At 66.1% G+C, this 18,371-nt stretch carries 18 protein-coding genes and 1 riboswitch; of the genes, 10 read left to right on the top strand and 8 right to left on the bottom strand.

The window, feature by feature from the left end; translation table 11 throughout:
* Nucleotides 1-107 precede the first annotated feature (107 nt).
* The 6 genes from METLW3_RS28860 to METLW3_RS25810 all read left to right on the top strand — a co-directional run bounded on the left by METLW3_RS28860 (nucleotide 108) and on the right by METLW3_RS25810 (nucleotide 5,523).
* Nucleotides 108-275, top strand: a complete 168-nt coding sequence (locus METLW3_RS28860) for a hypothetical protein (RefSeq protein WP_166671825.1) — start codon at nucleotides 108-110, stop codon at nucleotides 273-275.
* Between the two features lie 97 nt (nucleotides 276-372).
* Nucleotides 373-462, top strand: a riboswitch (glycine riboswitch).
* Nucleotides 463-643: 181 nt separating this feature from the next.
* Nucleotides 644-1,771: a glycine cleavage system aminomethyltransferase GcvT gene (gene gcvT, locus METLW3_RS0117435; protein WP_026599430.1), complete on the top strand. Its 1,128-nt coding sequence runs from the start codon at nucleotides 644-646 to the stop codon at nucleotides 1,769-1,771.
* The gene (gcvH, locus tag METLW3_RS0117430; protein ID WP_024881114.1) at nucleotides 1,768-2,145 is read left to right on the top strand and encodes a glycine cleavage system protein GcvH; all 378 of its coding nucleotides are present in this window, start codon (nucleotides 1,768-1,770) and stop codon (nucleotides 2,143-2,145) included. Before gcvT ends, gcvH begins: the two co-directional genes overlap by 4 nt.
* A 3-nt stretch (nucleotides 2,146-2,148) precedes the next feature.
* Nucleotides 2,149-3,489, top strand: coding sequence for an aminomethyl-transferring glycine dehydrogenase subunit GcvPA (gene gcvPA, locus METLW3_RS0117425; protein ID WP_024881113.1), 1,341 nt, complete (start codon nucleotides 2,149-2,151; stop codon nucleotides 3,487-3,489).
* On the top strand, nucleotides 3,489-5,000 hold the full coding sequence (gene gcvPB / locus METLW3_RS0117420) for an aminomethyl-transferring glycine dehydrogenase subunit GcvPB (RefSeq protein ID WP_024881112.1): 1,512 nt from the start codon (nucleotides 3,489-3,491) through the stop codon (nucleotides 4,998-5,000). The genes gcvPA and gcvPB overlap by 1 nt, the downstream gene beginning before the upstream one ends.
* 232 nt (nucleotides 5,001-5,232) lie before the next feature.
* On the top strand, nucleotides 5,233-5,523 hold the full coding sequence (locus METLW3_RS25810; RefSeq protein WP_026599429.1) for a hypothetical protein: 291 nt from the start codon (nucleotides 5,233-5,235) through the stop codon (nucleotides 5,521-5,523).
* Nucleotides 5,524-5,563: 40 nt separating this feature from the next.
* Here METLW3_RS25810 and cysE read toward each other — a convergent pair whose 3' ends face one another.
* The 6 genes from cysE to METLW3_RS0117375 form a co-directional block, all read right to left on the bottom strand.
* Nucleotides 5,564-6,415 (bottom strand): serine O-acetyltransferase, encoded by an 852-nt coding sequence (gene cysE / locus METLW3_RS0117405; protein ID WP_024881111.1) that lies wholly within the window; start codon nucleotides 6,413-6,415, stop codon nucleotides 5,564-5,566.
* A 70-nt stretch (nucleotides 6,416-6,485) separates the two neighbouring features.
* Nucleotides 6,486-7,970: a PLP-dependent aminotransferase family protein gene (locus METLW3_RS0117400; RefSeq protein ID WP_024881110.1), complete on the bottom strand. Its 1,485-nt coding sequence runs from the start codon at nucleotides 7,968-7,970 to the stop codon at nucleotides 6,486-6,488.
* Between the two features lie 362 nt (nucleotides 7,971-8,332).
* Nucleotides 8,333-9,202 carry a LysR family transcriptional regulator gene (locus tag METLW3_RS0117390; RefSeq protein WP_024881109.1) on the bottom strand — a complete coding sequence of 290 codons (870 nt, stop codon included), beginning with the start codon at nucleotides 9,200-9,202 and terminating at the stop codon, nucleotides 8,333-8,335.
* A gap of 6 nt (nucleotides 9,203-9,208) precedes the next feature.
* The gene (locus METLW3_RS0117385) at nucleotides 9,209-10,252 is read right to left on the bottom strand and encodes a putative sulfate exporter family transporter (protein WP_024881108.1); all 1,044 of its coding nucleotides are present in this window, start codon (nucleotides 10,250-10,252) and stop codon (nucleotides 9,209-9,211) included.
* 101 nt (nucleotides 10,253-10,353) lie between these two features.
* Nucleotides 10,354-11,529 carry a murein L,D-transpeptidase family protein gene (locus METLW3_RS0117380; RefSeq protein WP_024881107.1) on the bottom strand — a complete coding sequence of 392 codons (1,176 nt, stop codon included), beginning with the start codon at nucleotides 11,527-11,529 and terminating at the stop codon, nucleotides 10,354-10,356.
* A gap of 96 nt (nucleotides 11,530-11,625) precedes the next feature.
* A complete protein-coding gene (locus METLW3_RS0117375; protein ID WP_024881106.1) occupies nucleotides 11,626-12,153 on the bottom strand; it encodes an adenine phosphoribosyltransferase in 528 nt (175 codons plus the stop codon).
* Between the two features lie 187 nt (nucleotides 12,154-12,340).
* On the opposite strand from METLW3_RS0117375, the gene METLW3_RS25805 reads away from it, so the two are divergent.
* Together METLW3_RS25805 and METLW3_RS25800 are read left to right on the top strand one after the other, a co-directional pair.
* Nucleotides 12,341-12,976 carry a transglycosylase domain-containing protein gene (locus METLW3_RS25805; RefSeq protein ID WP_024881105.1) on the top strand — a complete coding sequence of 212 codons (636 nt, stop codon included), beginning with the start codon at nucleotides 12,341-12,343 and terminating at the stop codon, nucleotides 12,974-12,976.
* A 138-nt stretch (nucleotides 12,977-13,114) separates the two neighbouring features.
* Complete coding sequence (locus tag METLW3_RS25800; protein WP_024881104.1) at nucleotides 13,115-13,771, top strand: transglycosylase domain-containing protein; 657 nt, start codon at nucleotides 13,115-13,117, stop codon at nucleotides 13,769-13,771.
* A gap of 10 nt (nucleotides 13,772-13,781) precedes the next feature.
* Here METLW3_RS25800 and METLW3_RS0117360 read toward each other — a convergent pair whose 3' ends face one another.
* Entirely contained in the window at nucleotides 13,782-14,744 is a 963-nt protein-coding gene (locus METLW3_RS0117360; protein ID WP_024881103.1) for an OmpA family protein, read from the bottom strand.
* A gap of 127 nt (nucleotides 14,745-14,871) precedes the next feature.
* Entirely contained in the window at nucleotides 14,872-15,753 is an 882-nt protein-coding gene (locus METLW3_RS0117355; RefSeq protein WP_024881102.1) for an S-methyl-5'-thioadenosine phosphorylase, read from the bottom strand.
* A 384-nt stretch (nucleotides 15,754-16,137) separates the two neighbouring features.
* Between METLW3_RS0117355 and METLW3_RS0117350 the strand changes: the two genes are divergently transcribed.
* Both METLW3_RS0117350 and atpA read left to right on the top strand, forming a co-directional pair.
* Nucleotides 16,138-16,701, top strand: a complete 564-nt coding sequence (locus tag METLW3_RS0117350) for a F0F1 ATP synthase subunit delta (RefSeq protein WP_024881101.1) — start codon at nucleotides 16,138-16,140, stop codon at nucleotides 16,699-16,701.
* Nucleotides 16,701-18,230: a F0F1 ATP synthase subunit alpha gene (gene atpA, locus METLW3_RS0117345; protein WP_024881100.1), complete on the top strand. Its 1,530-nt coding sequence runs from the start codon at nucleotides 16,701-16,703 to the stop codon at nucleotides 18,228-18,230. The genes METLW3_RS0117350 and atpA overlap by 1 nt, the downstream gene beginning before the upstream one ends.
* The last annotated feature ends 141 nt before the right edge of the window (nucleotides 18,231-18,371 follow it).

The following is an 18,371-nucleotide window of genomic DNA, read 5'->3' as shown; positions in this document are numbered from 1 at the left end:
GACGAGGCAGACGCCGGTTCGGCGTTCGATGCGCCTCGAAGCATGAGCCTAGAGTCTTGTTCCCGTTCCGCTGAGACGTGGAAAGACTCTAGACGCGAGGATGTTCGATGACGGTCGCGCAATTGATCGAAGTGCTGAAGGACATGCCGAGCGAAGCCGTGGTGATCCTCGAGGGAGACGGCGCCTTGGCGCGTCTCGTCGGGGTGAATTTGGAAAAAAGCGTGATGGTGGGATTGCCCGACGAGGTCGTCCTGTCCACCGACTGCGAAGAATAAGGCCGCCCCGCTCGGGGCGCGACCGTCCGACGCAGGATCTCGTCGCCGACGAGGCTTGACGAGCGCGCGTTTCGATCTCATCTTTTGAAGTGTCTCGACGATCTTCGCGGGAGAGGCCGGCGTTCGCGCCGGAGCCGAAGGCGCAACCGCCCCGGAAACGCTCAGGCAAAAGGACCGCGAGGAAAGAGACACTCTGGAAAGCGGCGCGGCCCATCCGCGCCCACCGAAGGGCGTAACCTGCGCTGCAGGGAAATCTCTCAGGTCTCCAGACAGAGGGGGCGCGAGCCGGGCGGAGCAATCCGCCCAATGCCGTACGCCGACTGTCGGAGCGCCCTTTGAGCGAAAGCCACGCCCCACCCACGTCCACGATGCCGGAGAAGACGCCGCTCGATGCGCTGCATCGCGCTCTCGGCGCGCGAATGACGCCTTTTGCCGGCTATGAGCTGCCGCTGCATTATCCGGCCGGCGTCGTCGCCGAGCATTCCCACACGCGCGAGAAGGCGAGCCTCTTCGATGTCTCCCATATGGGCCAGTCGATCCTCGGCGGCCGCGGAGCGGCGGAGCGGATCGAATCTCTGGTCCCCGCCGCCATCGCGGACCTTCACACCGAGCGCACGCGCTATAGCCAGCTGCTCGCGGAGGATGGCGGGGTTCTCGACGATCTGATGATCACCCGCCTGCCGGGGCGCGACGAGCGGTTGCTGCTCATCGTCAACGCCGCGGCCAAGCAGCAAGATTTCGCGCTTTTGCGCCAACAGTTGCCGCAGCTCGGCCTGTCGGTTCTCTCCGGTCGCGCGCTGATCGCGCTGCAGGGACCGCGCGCCGCCGCCGCGCTCGCGACGGTCCTGCAAGAGCTCGACCTCGAGAGCATGCCCTTCATGGGCTGGCGCGCCGCCGAGTTTCGCGGCGCCGGGCTTTTCGTGTCGCGTTCCGGCTACACGGGCGAGGACGGCTTCGAGATTTCTGTTCCCAATCATCTCGCCGAGCCGCTGGCGGAGGCTCTGCTGGCGCATCCGGATGTCGCGCCCGCCGGCCTCGCCGCCCGCGATTCGCTGCGGCTCGAGGCCGGCCTTTGCCTCTATGGCCACGATCTCGACGCGACGACCGATCCGGTCGAGGCGGGTCTCGCCTGGTCGATCGGCAAGCGCCGCCGCGAGCAGGGCGGCTTCCCCGGCTATGAGCGCATCCGCGCCGCTCTGGAGCATGGCCCTGCGCGTCTGCGCGTCGGCCTGCTGCCGGCAGGCCGCGCGCCATTGCGCGAGGGCGCGGCGCTGGCGGCGCCGGATGGCCGAATCATCGGCCGAATCACGTCCGGCGGCTATTCGCCGACGCTCTCGCGTCCCATCGCCATGGGCTATGTCGAATCCGGCTTCGCCACGCCCGGCGTCACGCTGGAGAGCCGCCTTCGCGACAAGCCTGTCGCGGTCGAGGTCACATCCCTGCCTTTCGTTCCCCATCGCTTTTTCCGCGGCCCAGCCGGAAAGGACAGATCATGAGCGGCGAGCGTTACACCAAGGATCATGATTTCGTGCGCGTCGAGGATGATGTCGCGATCGTCGGAATCACCGATTTCGCGCAGTCGCAGCTCGGCGATATCGTTTTTGTCGAGCTGCCGTCGCCGGGCCGGCGCGTCGCCAAGGGCGAGCAGCTGGCGACGATCGAAAGCGTCAAGGCGGCGAGCGAAATCTATGCGCCGATTTCCGGCGAGGTGGTCGCGATCAATGACCGCCTCGAATCGTCGCCCGATCTCGTCAATAAGGAGCCGCTCGGCGAAGGCTGGCTGCTGACCTTGCGCGTCGACGACGCCTCCGAGCTCGAAGATCTGATGGACGAGGACGCCTATCGCGCCTTTCTGGAAAGCGAGGGATGAGCCATGCGCTATCTGCCCTTGACGGATGTCGATCGCACGCAAATGCGCGAGGCGATCGGCGTCGCCGATTTCGCGGCGCTCTATGCCGATGTGCCGTCTGAGCTGCTGCTCGAAGCGCCGCTCGATCTCCCGCGCGCAAAATCGGAGATAGAGGTGGAGCGTCTGCTCTCCGCCATGGCGAAGCGCAATCTCTCGGCCGCGAGCGCGCCTTTCTTCATCGGCGCCGGCGCTTATCGCCATCATATTCCCGCGAGCGTCGATCATCTGATCCAGCGCTCGGAATTTCTGACCAGCTACACGCCCTATCAGCCGGAGATATCGCAAGGGACGTTGCAATATCTCTTCGAGTTTCAGACGCAGGTCGCCATGCTCACCGGCATGGAGATCGCCAATGCGTCGATGTATGACGGCTCCACCGCCTGCGCCGAGGCGGCGCTGATGGCGCATCGAATCACCAAGCGGCGCAAGGCGATTCTCTCCGGCGGATTGCATCCGCATTATGCGGATGTGCTGCGCACGATCTCGCATTTCGCCGGCGATGAGATTGTCGCGCTGGCGCCGGATGTGCGGGCGCGGGAAGACATTGCATCGGCGATCGACGACAGCGTCTCCTGCGTCATCCTGCAGACGCCGGATGTATTCGGCAATCTGCGCGATCTCGCGCCCATCGCCGAGGCCTGCCATCGGCATGGCGCGCTGCTCGTCGCCGTCTTCACCGAGGCGGTCTCGCTCGGCCTGCTGAAGTCGCCCGGCGAGATGGGCGCCGATATCACCGTCGGCGAAGGCCAGTCGCTCGGCAATCCGCTCTCCTTCGGCGGCCCTTATCTCGGCCTGTTCGCGACGCGGCAGTCCCATCTGCGGCAGACGCCCGGCCGTCTCATCGGCGAGACCGTCGACGCCGACGGACGCCGCGGCTATGTCGTGACGCTCTCGGCGCGCGAGCAGCACATTCGTCGCGACAAGGCGACGTCCAACATCTGCACCAACTCCAATCTCTGCGCGCTCGCCTTCAGCATTCATTTGAGCCTGCTCGGCGAAGCGGGCCTGCGTCGTCTGGCGCGCGCAAATCATGCGAGCGCCGTCGATCTCGTCGACCGGCTCGCGAGCGTTGCCGGAGTCGAGACGCTCAATGAGAGCTTCTTCAACGAATTCACGCTGCGCGTTCCGGGCGACGCCGCGCGTCTCGTCGAAGCCATGGCGGAACAGGGCGTGCTTGCGGGCGTTCCGGTCTCGCGCCTGCTTCCAGATGCGGGGCTCGATGATCTCCTCATCGTCGCCAGCACAGAGGTCGATACGGTGGAAGATCGTGAGGCTTTCGTCGCCGCAATGAGAGGAGCGCTCTGATGCTCGATCATCCGAAGGATTTTTCGTTCGAGACCTTCTCGGGAAATCGCGGGCTCGATCAGGAGGAGCCGCCGATCTTCGAGATCGGCCGCACCGATACGAGCGGCGTCGATATAGAAGAGCCGGCGCATTTGGAGCCGCGTCTCGGCGCGCTCGAGCGCAAAGGGCCGATCGGCCTGCCCGGCCTCTCGGAGCCGGAGGCGATGCGCCATTATGTGCGTCTGTCGCGCAAGAATTATTCGATCGACGCGGGCCTCTATCCGCTCGGCTCCTGCACGATGAAGCATAATCCGCGTCTCAATGAGAAGATCGCGCGGCTCGCGGGCTTCGCCGATCTGCATCCGCTGCAGCCGCAATCGACGGCGCAGGGCGCGCTGGCGCTGATGGAGGAGCTGTCGCGCTGGCTGCTGACGCTCACCGGAATGAGCGCCATAGCGCTCTCGCCGAAAGCCGGCGCGCATGGCGAGCTCTGCGGCCTCATGGCCATAGAGTCGGCGCTCGCGGCGCGCGGCGAGGCGCAGACGCGCAAGGTGGTTCTCATTCCGCAATCGGCGCATGGGACAAATCCAGCGAGCGCCGCTCTGCTCGGCTTTCAGCCGCGCGTGATCGAGGCCGGCGCCGATGGCGTGGTGAGCGAGGAGGCGGTCGCCAAAGCGCTCGGCCCCGATGTCGCGGCCATCATGCTCACCAATCCGAATACGTGCGGATTGTTCGAGCGCAATATCGTCGCCATTGCGCGGCGCGTGCATGAGGCGGGCGGTTATTTCTATTGTGACGGCGCCAATTTCAACGCTATCGCCGGCGTCGCGCGGCCCGGCGATATGGGCGTCGACGCCATGCATCTCAATCTGCACAAGACCTTCTCGACGCCGCATGGCGGCGGTGGGCCGGGCTCTGGTCCTGTCGTCTTTTCCGAACGCCTCGCGCCTTTCGCGCCGGTTCCGTTCCTGCTGCGCGAAGGCGAGACATTGCGTCTCGTCGAGCATGGCGATGGGGCGCAGAGCTTCGGCCGGCTCACTGCATTTCATGGTCAGTTCGGAACTTTCGTGCGCGCGCTCGCCTATATTTTGTCGCATGGCGCGGACGGGCTCGCGCAGGCGTCGCGCGACGCCGTGCTCTCGGCCAATTATCTGCGCGTGGCGCTGCGCGATGTGATGACGCAGCCTTTCGGCGATCGCCTCTGCATGCATGAGGTCTTGTTCGACGATAGCTTCCTCGAGGGGACGGGCGTCTCGACGCTCGATTTCGCCAAGGCGATGATCGACGAGGGCTATCATCCGATGACGATTTATTTCCCGCTCGTCGTGCATGGCGCCATGCTGATCGAGCCGACGGAATCGGAATCGAAACGCTCGCTCGATTTGTTCGTCGCGACGATGCGTGATCTCATCGCTAGCGCGAAACGCGGCGAGACGCGTCGCTTTACCGAGGCGCCGCGCCACGCTCCGCGCCGCCGCCTCGACGAGACCGCCGCGGCGCGCAAGCCTGTGCTGCGCTGGAGCGCCTCGTAATTCATCGCGCCATCCGAAGCTTCCCTCATCCTGAGGAGCCCGCATCGATCTCGGGCTTGCCCGAGATCGACAATTCAAAGAGCCGAAGTCGGGCAAGCCCGACTTTGGCGCGGGCGTCTCGAAGGACGAGGGAAGCGTCATGCGTGCTCGCCCTCATCCCAAAGAATTTTCTCCGCCGATGGATCGAATCCCCCCGCCGGCGGTTACGCTGAAGGGGCGCCGGAGGCGACATATGAACACGGCCAATCTTCAGCTCGAGGGCGTCTACGCCATACTGGCGGCGCTGTTCGGCGCATTGCGCGACAAGGGCGCGCTCGGACAGGAGGAGATCGACGCTCTGCTCGTCGATGTCGAGCTTTCGCTCGCCAATGATCCGCTGCGGCCGCGCGACATGCGCGACTCCAATGTGGAGGCGATCTGCTTTCCCGCGCGGCTGCTGCGTCTCGCTCTGCGCGAATCGGCCGCTGGAGAAAGCTTCTCCTTTGCGCAGCTCGCCGGGCGCGTCGGCCAGGAGACGCCTTGACGAGAGACGCCGTGACAAGAGACGCCGCCGCAGTGAGGCGTCAAATGGAATAGCTGAACGAATCGTACGACAGGCCGTTCAGAAACTGATCCATGTCGCGCGCCGGCTCGGCGCAGCCGGCGGTTCCCACCACTTTGGCCGGAACGCCCGCCACAGTGGCGTTGCGCGGCACGGGATGCAGAACGACGGAGCCGGCCGCGACGCGCGAGCAGGCGCCGATTTCTATATTGCCGAGAATCTTCGCGCCGGCGGCGATCATCACGCCGCGCCGCACCTTGGGATGGCGGTCGCCGCTCTCCTTGCCGGTGCCGCCCAGCGTCACGCTCTGCAGAATGGAGACATCGTCCTCCACCACCGCCGTCGCGCCGACGACGAGTCCCGTCGCGTGATCGAGGAATATGCCGCGGCCGAAACGCGCCGCGGGGTGAATGTCGGTCTGAAACGCGTCGGAGGAGCGGCTCTGCAGATAGAGCGCCAGATCGGTCTGGCCATTGGTCCACAGCCAATGCGCCAGCCGATGGGTCTGTATCGCGTGAAAGCCTTTGAAGAAGAGCAGCGGCTCGATCAGCCTTCCGCAGGCGGCGTCGCGCTCGACGACGGCCTTTATGTCGGCGCGAAAGGCTTCGCCGATCGCAGGATCGGCGTCCAGCGCGCGGGCGAAGGCGTCGAAGAGCAGATCTTCCGTCACCGCGCCGCCGAGCCGCGCGGCGCAACGCCGCGTGACCGCATCCTCGAAGGAGCGGCGATTGAGGACGAAGGTCAGCGCCAGGCTCGCCATCGCCGGCTCGCGCGCCAGCATGTCGTCGGCCTCGCGGAGGATATGCTCCCAGAGCGCGTCGCGACCCGTGGCGTCGGCGATGATCGCGCGGTTATTTTCCTGCGTCGCTCCCATCGGGCGTCTCCTCATTCGAAGGTCCTCAATGTGGCTCGAGCGGCCGGCTTCGTCCAGATCGGCCGAACGATCAGCAGGGTAGCGCGCTTTCGGCGATGCTGGCGCCGGCCGCGCGGCGTAGGCGCGCGATGACGCGCTCCGCCTCGCCGGCGTCGAGGCTGCCGAAGCCGAGCCGCAGCCCGCGCCCGCGCTGCGGCGGCGCCGCGAAGCAGCTGGAGGGAAGGAAGCGCAGACCATTGGCGGGGGCGTCGCGCTCCAGCGCGTCGAGCGTCGCCTCGTCGCGGAACGTCGTCCAGAAGGCGAGGCCGCCGGCCGGGATGCGGAAGCGGATGGCGTCGCCGAAGGCGCGGGCGAGGGATGCGCCGAAAGCGTCGCGCCTCTGCGCATAGATCTGGCGCGCCTTGCGCACATGGCGGCGCAGCTCGCCGGAATCGACGAGAGCGGCCACGGCGAGCTCGGTCAGCGCATTGCCTTGGCGATCCACGCCGGCGGCGGCGTTGGCCATGGATTTCACCACCGGCGGCGGCGCGACGACATAGCCGATGCGCAATCCCGGCAGCAGCAGCTTGGACATGGAGCCGACATAGATCACCCGTCCGGGCGCATAGCTCGCCATGGGCAGCAGGGGCTGGCGCTCGAAATGATATTCGTGATCGTAATCATCCTCGATGATCGCGAACTCATATTTGGCGGAAAGATCCAAGAGGCGCAGCCGCCGCTCCGGGGTCAGCGGAACAGTGGTCGGAAACTGATGGTGCGGCGTCACATAGATCGCGCGCACCGGCCGCCCGCGGCACAGGCGCTCGACATCCTCCACATCGACGCCGTCCTCGTCCAGGCGGACGCCGATCACCTCGGCGCCCGCGGCGGCGAAGGCCGCGCGCGCCGCCGAATAGCCGAGGCCTTCCACCAGCACGACGTCGCCCGGCGCGACGAGAATGCGCGCGGCGAGGAAAATGCCCATCTGGCTGCCGCGCGTGACGCACACATCCTCCGCGTCCACGATGAGCCCGCGATGCGAGGCCAGCATCGCCGCTATGGCGCGGCGCAGCTCGCCGGTTCCGCGCGGATCGCCATAGCCGAGCCCGCCGCAGCGCGCGGCGCGCCGTCCGGCGTCGCGATAGGCGCCGAGCAGAGTGTCGATCGAGAAGAGCCGCGCATCGGGAAGCCCGTCGTCTATGGCCAGTCCCTCGCCGGCCGGAACAAAGGCGGGGTCGGGCGTCGCGCGGAAGGGAAAGCCGGGCGTGCGCGGATCGGTGGAGGCTTTGCGCGGCGCCGGCAGCGTCTCGGGCAGCTCGGCGGAGACGAAAGTGCCGCGCGTGCCATGGGTGGCGAACCAGCCCTGGGCGACCAGCTCGTCATAGGCGAGCACGATGGTCTTGCGATTGACGCCGAGCGATTCGGCGAGCTCGCGGCTGCTGGGCAGCGCCGCCCCCGGCGCGAGCCGTCCGCTCCTCACATCGTGAATGAGCGCGTGGACGATCTGCAGATAGAGCGGCGCGCCGCGGCGCGGATCGATCTCGCGCGACAGGCTATAGGCGAAGGGTCGCGACATTGGACCCCTCCACTCGGCATTATTGCTCTTTTCTCAGGGCCGCCGGCAGCTTCCTCCTGGCGCGCCGGCTCTGTCAAGTCACGGGGCCGCCTCGCGTCTTTGGACCCGTCGGCGCGCGAATCTTGGCGGTTTAACGCCGTTTTCGCTCCGCTAGCCTCGCTTTTGTCGCAACCGAACAAGGAGCTTGAGCCATGCAGACGAGCAGCGCGGGCGTCGTGAAAGCTTTGATGGGAATTGGCGGGGTGCTCGCCTTCTTCCTCATTGTGATGCACCAATTGTCGCAATTGTTCCGTTGACCGCCGGGCGCCGGGAAGAGTCCGGCGGCCGCGCGTCGGCGGGCGATCGGCGCGCCGACGCGCCTCTCAGCGCAGCAGCGCCAAAAACGCCTGCGCCGCATGGGTGATGTGGCGGCCCTCACGGCGCAGGGCGAGAAAGCGCCGCTTCGGCAGAGCGATGTCGATCGCCGCCAGCGCCCCGGCCGAGGCCCCGGCGACGAGGCTCGGCAGCATGGCGACGCCGGCGCCCGCCGCCACGGCCGCGGCGACCGCCTCATGCGTCGGCAGCTCCAGCGCGATGCGCAGCTCGCCGGGGTCGACGCCCTTCTCGCGTAGAACCGCCTCGAAAATCGCGCGCGTGCCGGAGCCTTTTTCGCGCAGCACCCAGCTCGCGGATCGATAATCTTCGACGCGCTTCGGCGCCGCAGCGGTCCAGGGATGGCCGGGGAAGGCGACGAGCTTCAGCTCGTCCCAGGCGACCGGCTCCACTGCGAGGGATTTGTCGTCGATTTCGCCTTCGACGATGGCGAAATCCACAATGCCCTCGCGCGCCATATCGGCGGCGGTCAGCGTGTTGCAGATTTTCAGCTCTATCGCGATCTTCGGATAGAGCGCGCGATAGCGATGCAGGATCGGCGGCAGCCAATAATTGCCGACCGTCTGGCTCGCGGCGAGGCTCAGCGCCCCGCATTCGAGCCCGGCGAGATCGAAGAGAACCGCCTCCGCCGCCGCGGCGCGCGCCAGCACGGCCTTGGCCTCGACGAGAAACAGACGCCCCGCCTCGGTGAGCGCGATGCGACGGCCGACGCGATCGAACAGCTTGGCGGCGTAGCGCGCCTCGAGCGCGGCGATGGCCGCGCTCGTCGCCGATTGGGTGAGGTTGAGCTCGCGCGCGCCGCGAGTCACATGCTCGCGCTCGGCGACGGCGACGAAAATGCGCAATTGCTCGAGCGTCATGACGCCTCAGCGAAAGAACGCCTCGATGAGCGCGAGGCTGAAGCCGGAGACGAAGACCGAGGCCGCCAGGCCCAGCGCCAGAGGCCGGAGCCCCTTGGCGCGCAGCGCGGCGATATCGGTCTCGAGCCCCATGGCGGCCAGCGCCATCGACAGCAGCACGGTGGTCGCCGTCGCGATGGCGGCCTTGGCGTCCGGCGGAATGGCGACGATGCTGGAGACGCCAACGAGGGCGAGAAAGCCTATCACGAACCAGGGGAAGGGCGGCGAAAACTTTTCCGCGCCGCGCGCGCCGCGCCCAGCCATGAAAGCGAGCGTCAGCAGCGTCGGCGCCAGCAGCATCACGCGCGACAATTTGGCGACGGCGCCGAAATCGCCGGCCTCGCGGCCGTGCTGAAAGCTCGCGGCGATCACTTGCGCGACCTCATGGATCGACGCGCCGGCCCATAGGCCATAGGCGCGCGGGCCGAGCCGCGCGAGATCGGCGAGCGCCGGATAGGAGACCATTGCGAGCGTGCCGAAGACGGTGACGCAGGCGATGGCGTAGGCGACATCCTCGTCGCGGGCGCGGGTGATGGCGTTGGCCGCCACCACGGCCGAGGCGCCGCAGATCGACGTGCCGGCGGCGATCAATCGGGCGAGTTCGGGCTCGACGCCCAGCCAGCGGCCGAGGCGCGTGGTGAAGCAGAAAGTGGCGACGAGCGTCGCGGCGATGATCGCGAGGCCCGTGAAGCCGACATCGATGATCTGCGCCGCCGATAATTGCAGGCCGAGCAGCGCTATGGCGAAGCGCAGGATCTTGCGCAGCGAGAAGACGACGCCCGGCGCGGCGAAGGCCGGCGCGCCGAAGAGATTGCGCAGGCCGACGCCGAGCAGAATGGCGAGGATCATCGGGCTGAGCGCGCCGACCGCGGGGAGCAGTCGCAGCGCATAGGCCGCCGCCGCTATGGCCGCGGTGAGGGCGACGCCGGGGAGGATGGCGAGAAACGCCGGGGCGCGGAGGAAGGGCGCCGCTTTCGGGAAAGCGGGCGCCGGAGACGATACGGCTTCCATCGGACCGAACTCCTTTTTGTCAGGGCTCGGTTCAGATCGCAGCCGCAGACCGTTCGGTCCAACGCATTAAACTTGTCGAATCATTCGATTTTTTCGATTGATTACCAGCCGGCGATGCGGCGGCAGGAGCCGCCGGCGGCGCCGAAGGCGTAGCGCGATCCGCAGGCATAGGCGGTCGGCGGCTCGCCGGTCTGCTCGAAGAGGTCGTACCCCTCTTTCAAATTCTGCCAGAAGCCGCTCCATTGCTGGTGCTCCGGCGGCGCCGACCAGAGATTGGTCCAGTCGCCCTGCGTCTCCTTGGCCAGGGCCACATCGGTCATGCGGAATGGGAAGATGTGGACCGGCACCTCGTGCTGCCCGCCGCGCAGCGCGGCTTCCACCAGGCCGTAGATCTCCTCGATCACTCTGTCGGTCATGGCGAAGCAGCCGACCGATTTGCAGGCGCCATGGACCATCAGCGCGCCGCCGGTGCGGCCGTTCTGCTTGTCATAGGCGTTGGGAAAGCCGACGTCGAAGGCGCGGTGGTAATGGGAGTTCGGATTGAGCTGGCGCGCCGAGACGCTGTAGAAGCCCTCGGGCGATTGATAATCGCCGGATTTCAGCTTGGGTCCGAGATGGCCGGACCATTTGCAGATCGGATAGGTCCGGTAGAGCGTGAAATGGCCGCTCTGCCGGCGCCAGAGCTCGAGCTCGCCTTCCTTTTTGAAGATGCGGACATAGACCGCAGAGCCCATGCGGAAGTTGCCGTCGTCGCGGCTCATCAGCGGCGGCGGCTCATTGGCCGGCGGCGCGGCGGCGAGGGCGAGCGCCTGTGTCGGCGGCGAGACGGCGACCGGCGGCAGCGGGATCGTCCCCGCTTGCGTCTCGGCTGGGGTCACGGGCTCGACGGCGGCGAGATTGCGCGGCCGCGCCGGCGGAAGCGGCGCATCGACGGGCGGCAGGGCGAGGACCGGCTCCGGCTCCGACGGCCGCAAGGGAGGCAGCGCCGCGAGGAAGGAGGGCGGCCGCGCATCCGGCGCCGCTGGCGCAGCGGCGATCGCCGGCGGCGGCTCCTCGATCGGGGCCGGCTCTTCCAGCCGCGCCGTCTCGATGATGGCGCCGCGCAGATTTTGCACCAGCGCGCCAAAGGGATTGGCGCGTCTTTCCGCGACGGCCTCGCGCGCCTCCGCTGGCCGCGCCGGGCCGCGCGAGGCGAAGGCGACGAAAACGCCGATCTCGACGAGGCTCAGAGCCAGCGCCGTGGCGAGGAGAAAGGGACGCGACGGTTTCGACGGCATGGGGTCGTTACGGAATCGGTGAAAAACACATTACGAAACGCGATATTGGCGAAGGAACGGCCGAGGCGCGGCCAAAAGCGCGCCCGGCCATGTAAATCAATGCCCTTCGAAGGTGACGAGCCGACGCACCGGCACGCCGAGCGATTCGATCTTCTTGGCGCCGCCGAGCTCGGGCAGATCGATGACGAAGCAGGCGGCGATGACCTCGGCGCCGATCTTCTGCAGCAGCTTCACCGCGCCTTCCGCCGTGCCGCCGGTGGCGATGAGATCGTCGACGAGAATGACGCGCTCGCCCTTCACCACCGCATCCTCATGCACCTCCATCTCGTCCACGCCATATTCCAGCGAATAGGCGATGGAGACGGTGGTGTGCGGCAGCTTGCCCTTCTTACGCACGGGCACGAAGCCGGCCGACAATTGATGCGCCACCGCGCCGCCCAGAATGAAGCCGCGCGCCTCCATGCCCGCCACCTTGTCGATCTTCGTGCCGGCCCAGGGCTGCACCAATTCGTCCACCGCGCGGCGAAACGCTCTGGCGTCGCCGAGCAGAGTGGTGATGTCGCGGAACATGATGCCGGGCTTGGGATAATCGGGAATCGTGCGAATCGAGGAGGCGAGGGTCATGTTCGGGATCTCGTCGGAAATGGGTTCGGCACTTCGGTTCATAGCTCATTCTCGGCCGAAACGCATCTTGCTCGGCGCGAGGCGCATCTCGGCCGCCCCGCCTCATTGTGGCCGCGGGATCGCCGAGACGATACCCCTTTTCGGTGCAACGATCGCCAGGTTCAAGTTTTCGAGAGGATTTCTTCACATGGCGAATTGGAAACGCAAAACTTTCTTCGTCGTCGTGGCGGTCGCCGTCGCGGCGTTTCTCGGCCTCTTCGGATACGAGGCGGTCTCTGTCGCGCTCGCCCGCGTCGCGACGCCGGAGATTTTCGCACGCTATGAGGCGGCGACCGACAATGGCGCCACATTGCCCGCCGGGCTCTCGAGCGAGCGGGTGGAAACGCTGCTCGCCGTGCAGGATCCGAGCTTCTGGACCCATGGCGGCGTCGATTGGAGCGCGCCGCTCACCGCGACGACGGTAACGCAATCCGTCGTCAAGCGGCTCTATTTCGAGAACTTCCAAAAGGGCTTCTCGAAAATCCGCCAGACGCTGATCGCGCAATTCGCGGTCGGGCCGCTGACCTCCAAGAATGCGCAGCTCGCCGCTTTCATCGATGTGAACGGATTGGAGCCCGCCGCACAAAAATGGTTCGGCAAGAAGCTGGCGGAATTGGACGACGACGAGTTTCTCTCGCTCGTCGCCACCAACAATAATCCGAAGGATTATGCGCCCGGCACGCAAGCCAACGCCGAGCGTGTGCGCCGCATCGAGAAATATCTCGCCGGCCTCTGCGAGCGGCGCGGCTTTTCCGATGTGTGGCTGGAGAGCTGCGGGGGGTGATCCTCCGCTCGTCCCGCCGCATTCGCGTCGGCGGCGGCCGCGAGATGGCCACGGCCATGTCGCGCCGCCGCCCTTTTTCCTCGCAAAGCTCCTCGTCAGGAGAGGCGCGGCGGGGAGTTGCGGCGGGAGTTTGTTCTGATGCGGGAAGCGAAATTACGGGCGCGCTCATTCGCGGCGGCGACGGCCGGCTCGGCGCTGGCCGCCTTCGCCGGGGCGGCTTTCGCGGCCGTCGTCGGCTATGAGGCCGTCTCTGTCGCGCTCGCCCGCGTCGCCACGCCGGCGCTGTTCGCGCGCTATGAGGCGGAGACGAATCACGGCGCGAAATTGCCGCCCGGCTTCTCGCGCGAGCGCATAGAGACGCTGCTCGCGGTGCAGGACCCCGGCTTCTGGACGCATGGCGGCGTCGATTGGAGCGCGCCGCACGCCAACACGCTCGCGCAATCGGTGACGAAGAAGCTCTATTTCGCCGATTTCAAGCCGGGCTTCGGCAAGATTCGGCAGACGCTGATCGCGCAATTCGCCGTCGGCCCGCTGACCTCCAAGAGCGCGCAGATCGCCGCCTTCATCGATGTGAGCGGATTCGATTCCGCATCGCGGCAATGGTTCGGCAAGCCGCTCGCGGAATTGGACGACGATGAGTTTCTCGCCCTCGTCGCCGCCGGCAATGAGCCGAAGGATTACGCGCCGGGCACGCCCGCCAACGCCGAGCGTGTGCGCCGCATCGAGAAATATCTTGCCGGCCTCTGCGCGCGGCGCGGCTTCGCCGATGTGTGGCTGGAGAGCTGCGCGGATTGAGCCGCCTCGATCAGCGCTCGACCAGCTCGACGCGGCGATTTTTGGCGCGGCCGGCTTCGTCGTCATTGGCGGCGATCGGCGACGCCATGCCGGCGCCGAAGGGCGTGAGGCGCTGCGCCGCGACGCCATAGCGCTGCGCGAGATCGGCGACCACCGCAGCGGCGCGCCGCTTCGACAAATCCACATTGTAGTCGAACTGGCCCTTGCCGTCGGTGTGGCCGGCCACGACGACGGAAATGGACGGATTCGCTTTCAGAAATTTGGCGATCTCGTCGAGCGTCGCGCGTGATTCCGGCTTGATCTGCGCATCGTCGAAATCGAATTGAATTCCGTAGAGCGCGACGCGTCCATTGCTCGCTATCGCGCGCGCCATGGCGTCGGCGTCGATGAAGGCGATCTGGCCGCTCTGCATCGGCTTCATATCGACGGCGATCACGCGCACCAGCGGTCCGCTCTTGCTGTCGCCGATGATGATCGCCGCATAGACGTCGCCGGTGGGACGCGTCGCCTTGGCGAGCAGATAGCGCACGCCGTCGCCATAGCGGTAGTTGATGGCGCTGTCGCCGCCGACGAAATTGAAGCGGTAGGCGCTCGTCTGGCCTTTGAAGCAGCTGGCGTCGGCGCAGCTGTAGACGATCTCGAACCCTTTGGATTTCAGGGATTCTTCGTAATTGGCGATGATCTCGAGCGACGAGCGCTCCTTGGGCGCGTCGTACCAGATGCGCGCGACTTTGCCTCTGACGGCGAAACTATTCGCTTCGGTGAAGGCTTCGCCGTCGGTCTTGATGTCGAGCGGCGCCCGCACGAAGCGCTGCTCGTCGAACTCCGCCGAGACATATCTCGTGATCTCCGCGCCCGTGTAGCGGCCGACCAATGGATGATCCTTGCCGCCCGCTGCATCCTTGCCGAGAGCGGGGGTCGTCAGCAGGCAGGCGACGAGGGAAAAGGCGATCTTGTTCGACGATATGGACACGAAAGCTCGCTCCTGGTTCGGCGTCGCGCCACCGCGCGGATGGCGGGACTCCGCCTTTCAAAAAAAGGCGCGAATCAAAGCTTGGATCATCGATCGCTTCGCGTCTGTGCGGCCGCGCACGTCGTCTTCACCCCACCGCGCCGCTCGCCCGCGCGACGATGACGCCGAGCTTCTCCATCAGCGCCGGATCGCGCGCCTCGGGCGCTGTCAGAATGGCGGTGTCGAGCGCGCGGTCGGAGCCGATGGGGCAGGGCTCGTGCTCTTGCGGGAAATCCGTGAGCAGTCGCGCGAGCAGACGGCTCGCCTTGTCGGCGTTGTCGCGCACCACTGCGATAACCGCAGCGACATCGACATTGTCGTGCTCTGGATGCCAGCAATCGAAATCCGTGACCATTGCGATGGTCGCGTAAGACAGCTCCGCCTCGCGCGCCAGCTTGGCCTCCGGCATTGCGGTCATGCCGATGACGTCATAGCCCGCGGCCTTATAGGTCAGCGATTCCGCGTAAGAGGAAAATTGCGGACCTTCCATGCAGACATAGGTTCCGCCGACGGAGTGCTCTATGCCTTCCGCTTTCGCCGCGGCGGCGATGCGCTTCGCCAGCAAGGGCGCCACCGGATGCGCCATGGACACATGCGCGACGCAACCATTGCCGAAGAAGGAGGATTGCCGGCCGAAAGTGCGATCGACGAATTGATCCGGCAGCACGAAGAGCCCTGGATAGAACTCCGATTTGAACGAGCCGCAGGCCGAGACGGACACGAGATCGGTGACGCCCGCCTGCTTCAGCGCAAAAATATTGGCGCGATAATTTATGCCCGAGGGCGAGAACACATGACCGCGACCATGCCGCGGCAGGAAAACGACCTGCGTCTCGCCGATGCGGCCGAAATGCAGCGCGTCGGACGGATCGCCCCAAGGCGTCGTCACGCGCTCCTCGCGCAGATCCTGCAGGCCGGGCAGATGATAGACGCCCGATCCTCCGATGATGCCCACCACCGCTCGCGTCATCTTTCGTCTCCGACTGTGGATAGGATTTCGCAGTGCCATGGCCTTGCGTGCGGCGCAAGCGGCGACAGCGCGGCGGCCTGCGCCGAAAATTCGCGAAGCGCTAAAAAATTCAACGCCATCAAAGGCCAAGCCGAGGGTTCGCGCGTGACGAAGCGAGGGTGGCGCTTTTTTGTGCGATCGTCGAAACTGCCCTCTCCGCAGCCGTCGCAGGGTTGCGCCGCAAAATATGCTGTGTTAGGGGACGATCGCCTTGGAGCTGGGGCGTCGCCCTTGGCTCCTTCCCCCGACAATACGTTGTTCGAGGCCATTGCGGATTTCGTCGCACGCAGACCTGCGTTGCGCGCGAGGCGCCTCGAGTAACGGCGATCCGAGAGCGATACGCAAGTGGCTTCAGGCGGAGACGATCTATCCGGAGTAGCGGGGCGATACGCCTCGGCCCTTTATGATCTCGCGGTGGAGAAAGGCTCCACGGACGAGATCGCGACGGCGCTGCGCGGCTTTGCCGCGCTGATCCAAGAGAGCGCGGATCTCGAGCGCCTGATCGAGAGCCCGATCTATTCTGCCGAAACGCAGATCAAGGCTCTCTCTCCCATTCTCGACGCCGCTGGCGTCACGGGCGTCGCGGCCAATTTCGTGAAGCTCGTCGCGACAAAACGTCGCCTCTTCGTTCTCCCCGCCATCATCGAGGCCTATGGCAAGCTGCATGACGCCGCCAAGGGCATTGTGCGCGCCGACGTCACGGTGGCCGCGCCGCTCGCCTCTCATCACGAGAGCGCGCTGCGCGATGCGCTCGCTGGCGTCACCAGCGGCAAGACGATCGACCTCGAGGTGAAGGTCGATCCGGCGATCATCGGGGGTCTCGTCGTCAAAATCGGCTCGCGCATGCTCGATGCGTCGCTGAAGACCAAGCTCAAATCCATTCGAACACGCATGAAAGAGGTCGGCTGATGGCTATCCGCGCCGCAGAGATTTCCGCGATCCTCAAGAATGAGATCGCCAATTTCGGCAATGAGGCCGAAGTCGCAGAGGTCGGTCAGGTTCTGTCCGTCGGCGACGGCATCGCCCGCGTTTATGGTCTGGACAATGTCCAGGCCGGCGAGACGGTGCTGTTCGAGAACGGCATCACCGGCATGGCGCTCAATCTCGAGAGCGACAATGTCGGCGTCGTGATCTTCGGCTCCGACCGCGACATCAAGGAAGGCCAGACCGTCAAGCGCACCGGCACCATCGTCGACGTTCCGGTCGGCAAGGGCCTGCTCGGCCGCGTCGTCGACGCCCTCGGCAATCCGATCGACGGCAAAGGCCCGATCTTCTACGAGAGCCGCTCGCGCGTCGACGTGAAGGCTCCCGGCATCATTCCGCGCAAGTCGGTGCATGAGCCGATGGCGACCGGCCTCAAGGCCATCGACGCGCTGATCCCGATCGGCCGCGGCCAGCGCGAGCTGATCATCGGCGACCGCCAGACCGGCAAGACCGCCGTGGCGCTCGACACCATCCTGAACCAGAAGTCGCTGAACGACGGCGACGACGAGAAGGCCAAGCTCTACTGCGTCTATGTCGCGGTGGGTCAGAAGCGGTCCACCGTCGCGCAATTCGTGAAGGTGCTGGAGGAGCGCGGCGCGCTCGACTATTCGATCGTCGTGGCGGCCACCGCCTCCGATCCGGCGCCGATGCAGTTCCTGGCTCCCTTCGCCGGCTGCGCCATGGGCGAGTATTTCCGCGACAACGGCCTGCACGCCGTGATCGTTTATGACGACCTTTCCAAGCAGGCCGTCGCCTATCGCCAGATGTCGCTGCTGCTGCGCCGTCCTCCGGGACGCGAGGCCTATCCGGGCGACGTGTTCTATCTCCACTCCCGTCTGCTCGAGCGCGCCGCCAAGCTCAATGACGAGCGCGGCTCCGGCTCGCTGACCGCTCTGCCGATCATCGAGACGCAGGCCAATGACGTGTCGGCCTATATTCCGACGAACGTCATCTCCATCACCGACGGTCAGATCTTCCTGGAGACGGACCTCTTCTACCAGGGCGTCCGCCCGGCGGTGAACGTCGGCCTCTCGGTGTCGCGCGTCGGCTCCTCGGCGCAGACGAAAGCGACGAAGAAGGTCGCCGGCAAGATCAAGGGCGAGCTCGCTCAGTATCGCGAGATGGCGGCCTTCGCTCAGTTCGGCTCCGATCTGGACGCGGTGACGCAGCGTCTGCTCAATCGCGGCGCGCGCCTGACCGAGCTGCTGAAGCAGCCGCAGTTCTCGCCGCTGCAGATGGAAGAGCAGACGGTGGTGATCTACGCCGGCGTCAACGGCTATCTCGATCCGCTGCCGGTCGGCCGCGTGCGCGCTTTCGAGGACGGTCTGCTGGCGCTGCTGCGCACGCAGCATCCGAACATCCTCGAGACGATCCGCACGACCAAGGATCTGCCGGATGCGACGGCCGCCGAGCTGAAGAGCGTCCTCGGCGCCTTCTCGAAATCCTTCGCCTGACGCGCGCAACCTCGAGGACTAGAGACAATGCCTCCGTCATTGCGAGCGAAGCGAAGCAATCCAGGGGCCGCATCGCGGCTCTGGCTCGCTTCGTCGCTTCGCTCCTCGCGATGACGGCGGCGTGGTCCTGGTCAGAATGAG

Origin of the sequence: Methylosinus sp. LW3, from assembly GCF_000527115.1 — a bacterium.
GTDB lineage: Bacteria > Pseudomonadota > Alphaproteobacteria > Rhizobiales > Beijerinckiaceae > Methylosinus.
This window is presented reverse-complemented; position numbering and strand designations above follow the sequence as displayed.

Bases quoted from the DNA above. Each gene is read 5' to 3' on its own strand.
- METLW3_RS28860 (WP_166671825.1), top strand. From the start codon at position 108: ATGACGGTCGCGCAATTGATCGAAGTGCTGAAGGACATGCCGAGCGAA.
- gcvT (WP_026599430.1), top strand. From the start codon at position 644: ATGCCGGAGAAGACGCCGCTCGATGCGCTGCATCGCGCTCTCGGCGCG.
- gcvH (WP_024881114.1), top strand. From the start codon at position 1,768: ATGAGCGGCGAGCGTTACACCAAGGATCATGATTTCGTGCGCGTCGAG.
- gcvPA (WP_024881113.1), top strand. From the start codon at position 2,149: ATGCGCTATCTGCCCTTGACGGATGTCGATCGCACGCAAATGCGCGAG.
- gcvPB (WP_024881112.1), top strand. From the start codon at position 3,489: ATGCTCGATCATCCGAAGGATTTTTCGTTCGAGACCTTCTCGGGAAAT.
- METLW3_RS25810 (WP_026599429.1), top strand. From the start codon at position 5,233: ATGAACACGGCCAATCTTCAGCTCGAGGGCGTCTACGCCATACTGGCG.
- cysE (WP_024881111.1), bottom strand. From the start codon at position 6,415: ATGGGAGCGACGCAGGAAAATAACCGCGCGATCATCGCCGACGCCACG.
- METLW3_RS0117400 (WP_024881110.1), bottom strand. From the start codon at position 7,970: ATGTCGCGACCCTTCGCCTATAGCCTGTCGCGCGAGATCGATCCGCGC.
- METLW3_RS0117390 (WP_024881109.1), bottom strand. From the start codon at position 9,202: ATGACGCTCGAGCAATTGCGCATTTTCGTCGCCGTCGCCGAGCGCGAG.
- METLW3_RS0117385 (WP_024881108.1), bottom strand. From the start codon at position 10,252: ATGGAAGCCGTATCGTCTCCGGCGCCCGCTTTCCCGAAAGCGGCGCCC.
- METLW3_RS0117380 (WP_024881107.1), bottom strand. From the start codon at position 11,529: ATGCCGTCGAAACCGTCGCGTCCCTTTCTCCTCGCCACGGCGCTGGCT.
- METLW3_RS0117375 (WP_024881106.1), bottom strand. From the start codon at position 12,153: ATGACCCTCGCCTCCTCGATTCGCACGATTCCCGATTATCCCAAGCCC.
- METLW3_RS25805 (WP_024881105.1), top strand. From the start codon at position 12,341: ATGGCGAATTGGAAACGCAAAACTTTCTTCGTCGTCGTGGCGGTCGCC.
- METLW3_RS25800 (WP_024881104.1), top strand. From the start codon at position 13,115: ATGCGGGAAGCGAAATTACGGGCGCGCTCATTCGCGGCGGCGACGGCC.
- METLW3_RS0117355 (WP_024881102.1), bottom strand. From the start codon at position 15,753: ATGACGCGAGCGGTGGTGGGCATCATCGGAGGATCGGGCGTCTATCAT.
- atpA (WP_024881100.1), top strand. From the start codon at position 16,701: ATGGCTATCCGCGCCGCAGAGATTTCCGCGATCCTCAAGAATGAGATC.